Raw genomic sequence first — 3,014 nt, 5'->3', positions numbered from 1 at the left:
GGCACGCCGGCACGCCGGCACGCCGGCACGCCGGCACGCTGGCACGCCGGCACCGAGGCGCCTCGGCCGAGACCGAGCGCGAGAGCTGCGAAGGCCGCCAAGTGGAGCGCCGGATCAACCCATCACCGGGGAGGGCCCGGGCTGCAGGCGGAACGGCGGCGGGCCGAGTGCGCGGCCGGCGGCCGGAGCCGGCGCGGTGCAGGCCGCCCGGGCGGTGTCACTCGACTCCGGGGCGGATGCCGTTCGCGGGTCATTTCCCCTCCTCCCGGCGGGCCCCGTGGGGGCTCGCCTCGAGGGTCGCGCGGAGGGCGGCCAGGGTTGAGGCGATGCGGGCCAGGTCGTCGGGGGGAACCGTCGAGGTCAGCGAGGTGAGCTCGCCCTCGACGACGGGACGGGAGGCGGACAGCTGCTTCTCGCCCGCGGGTGTGAGGCGCAGGACGGACGAGCGGCGGTCCTGGGGGTGTGCGACCCTCTGGCACCAGCCTGCAGCCACCAGCCGGTCGACGGCCTTGCTGACGGCTCCCACGGTGATCGCCAGTTCGCCGACGATGTCGAGCACGCGGCACTCCGGCACGCGGTCGATGATCTCCAGAAGCTCGAACTGCCCCAGTCCCAGCCCTTGTTCGGCGCGCAACCGGGCGCTCACCGCGTTGTAGAGCCGGGTCTCGACGCGGACCAGATCGGTGAAGATCGGGGTGATGTGGCTCACATTGGCCTTCCAGTAGATTCCCGGGAATCATCTTCCTTGGAATCCGGTTGGGGTCAGGCAGGTGGATTCCCAGGAATCCATCCTCGCATCCCGACCCATGGAGGCCCGCATGTCCCGACAGCAGCGCGACGCCCTGGACGCCGTACTCCGCTCCGCCCCTCGCAGCGAGACCCGGCCCACTCCCGAGGAGCAGCGCAGCGGTTTCGCTGCGGCCCTCACCCGACCCGCTCCGGAGGGCGTGGTCACCCGCAGGACCGTCCTGGGCGGCCGGCCGGCCCTGGAGCTGGAGCCGGCCGAAGCCTCCGGCCACGGCCGACTGCTCTACCTGCACGGCGGCGGCTACGTCATCGGCTCACCGGACACCCACGCAGGGCTGGCCGGTGAACTGGCCCGCCGAGCCGGGCTGCGTGCGACGTCGGTGGACTACCGGCTGGCGCCCGAGCACCCCTTCCCCGCGGCCGTCGACGACGGGCTCGCGGCCTACCGCGAACTGCTGGCTTCGGGCACCGACCCGCGGGACCTCGTCATGGCCGGTGACTCCGCCGGTGGCGGACTGAGCATCGCCACGCTGCTCGCCGCCCGGGAGGCCGGGCTGCCGCAGCCGGCCGCCGTGGTCGTCTTCTCCCCCTGGGCCGACCTCACCCTCTCCGGAGGAAGCATCAGCTCCAAGGAGGGCGCCGACCCCATCTTCACCGAGGCCGACGTGCGCGACTACGCCGATCTCTACGTCGGCGCAGGCGACAGGGCGCATCCCCTGGCCAGTCCGGTGTTCGCCGACCTCACCGGACTCCCCCCGCTCCTCGTGCAGGTCGGGGCGAACGAGGTGCTCCTCGACGACGCGGTCCGGCTGGCCGGCCGCGCGGGCGCCGACAACGTCGAGGTCACGCTCGAAATCGGCCCCGGCCTTCCCCACGTCTACCAGCACCACTACGGCCGCCTCGACGAGGCGGACGCCGCACTCGACCGCGCCGCCCGCTTCCTCGCCGCCCATGTGAGCGCCGGGCACCCGGGCGCCGACCGTCTCGAACCGGTCCACTGACACGGACCTTGGTGACCGGGGCGGTCGGGTGGGCGCCGCCTCCTCGGTCGTGCAGTCGAGGTTGGGCGAGGTCGCTGCCGGTGCCCGCCACGGTGGCCCTGGCCCGCACGGGTGACCCGTCCGACAGGCGGTGATCAAGGCGCCGAGGGGCCTTTGCCGCTCGGCGCCGTGAGACCTCCCGGCCTTCCCCGACTGCGCGGATCGCTTGTGCAATCGGTGGGTATTTCCGCAGGTCGGCGCACCCCGGCCGCGCGGCTTCACGTGGGTCGCGGGCAGCTGCGGGGCGCGCGGGCGCGGCAGAGTCCCGTGGGCGCCGTTCGCGCCGGTCGACTGTTCCCCGTCCGGCGCGTCCAGCGCGTCCGGCGTGGTTACCGGCCGGCGCCCGGCGGTTCCTCGCGGTGCCGGGCGGCTTCCTCGGCGGTGGCGTAGACGGGGAACAGCTCTGCGGTGTCGGTGAGTTCCAGGACCCGGCGTGCCCCGGTGCTGGGTGCGACGAGGACGGTGGGCACCGTGCGGTCGGCGGCCGCGGTCCTGGCCCGCAGCAGGGTGTTGAGCCCGCCGGAGGCGAGCAGCTCGATGCCGCTCAGGTCGACCGCGAGGACGTCCGGGAGTTCGGCGAGTGCCGCGTCGAGGGCGTGCTGTGCCTGGTCGGCGGTGCCCTGGTGAAGGTCGCCGGCGAGAACGCACACCACGGCCCGGCCGATGCGCCTGGTACTGGTCTTCAGCTCGCTCGACACGTCTGCATCCCTTCCCGGGGGAGCGGCGTGTTCGGGCGGTGGCCGTTCAGGGCGGCCCCGATGCTGCCGCAGAGGGCGAAGAGGTGGTCGGCGCCGGTGATCTCCAGCAGCCGTCGGACCCGGCGGTGGGGCTGCGGCGAGCGCGTTCTCCGGGGCGGCGCGCCGGCCCCGGTCGATCTCGCCGTCGAGATGGAGGACGCGCCTGCCGGGCCGGGGACGTCCGTGACGGTGGTCAGCAGCAAGGGCACGGCGCCGCCGTGGGCGGGGGAGGGCGGTAGGAGGTGTCGGGTGGTCATGGGCGCGCTCCCTTCCGGGCGGAGCAGCTGACATGTCCGGCTTCGTGCGGGCGAGGAGTCGGCCTGCTCGGTGGTCGGTTGCCGGCGGAGCGGGCGACCCGGCCGGGCCGTTCGGTTCGGGCGGGGGTGTACGGCCGGGGCATTGGCGGCCGGATCATCCCCACCATCGGGTGATGCCGTCGTGGGGGCTGCGCTCCCTTTCCCCGGTGCGGGCCGAGGCCCGGTCGAGTTCG

4 protein-coding genes are annotated in these 3,014 nt (G+C 74.3%); 1 reads left to right on the top strand and 3 read right to left on the bottom strand.

The window, feature by feature from the left end; genetic code table 11:
• Positions 1-250: 250 nt before the first annotated feature.
• Positions 251-709 carry a MarR family winged helix-turn-helix transcriptional regulator gene (locus ABD353_RS35890; protein ID WP_344627909.1) on the bottom strand — a complete coding sequence of 153 codons (459 nt, stop codon included), beginning with the start codon at positions 707-709 and terminating at the stop codon, positions 251-253.
• A gap of 109 nt (positions 710-818) precedes the next feature.
• On the opposite strand from ABD353_RS35890, the gene ABD353_RS35885 reads away from it, so the two are divergent.
• Positions 819-1,748: an alpha/beta hydrolase gene (locus ABD353_RS35885; RefSeq protein ID WP_344627908.1), complete on the top strand. Its 930-nt coding sequence runs from the start codon at positions 819-821 to the stop codon at positions 1,746-1,748.
• A 368-nt stretch (positions 1,749-2,116) separates the two neighbouring features.
• Here the strand turns inward: ABD353_RS35885 and ABD353_RS35880 are convergent, their stop codons facing one another.
• Both ABD353_RS35880 and ABD353_RS35875 read right to left on the bottom strand, forming a co-directional pair.
• Positions 2,117-2,485, bottom strand: a complete 369-nt coding sequence (locus tag ABD353_RS35880) for an STAS domain-containing protein (RefSeq protein WP_344627907.1) — start codon at positions 2,483-2,485, stop codon at positions 2,117-2,119.
• Positions 2,470-2,781: a hypothetical protein gene (locus ABD353_RS35875; RefSeq protein ID WP_344627906.1), complete on the bottom strand. Its 312-nt coding sequence runs from the start codon at positions 2,779-2,781 to the stop codon at positions 2,470-2,472. Before ABD353_RS35875 ends, ABD353_RS35880 begins: the two co-directional genes overlap by 16 nt.
• Between the last annotated feature and the right edge of the window lie 233 nt (positions 2,782-3,014).

The organism is Kitasatospora arboriphila (genome assembly GCF_039528095.1).
GTDB classification, from domain to species: Bacteria; Actinomycetota; Actinomycetes; order Streptomycetales; family Streptomycetaceae; genus Kitasatospora; species Kitasatospora arboriphila.
Note: the sequence above shows the minus strand (reverse complement) of the source record. Positions and strands in the feature narration are given on the sequence as shown.

Bases quoted from the DNA above. Each gene is read 5' to 3' on its own strand.
- ABD353_RS35885 (WP_344627908.1), top strand. From the start codon at position 819: ATGTCCCGACAGCAGCGCGACGCCCTGGACGCCGTACTCCGCTCCGCC.
- ABD353_RS35875 (WP_344627906.1), bottom strand. From the start codon at position 2,781: ATGACCACCCGACACCTCCTACCGCCCTCCCCCGCCCACGGCGGCGCC.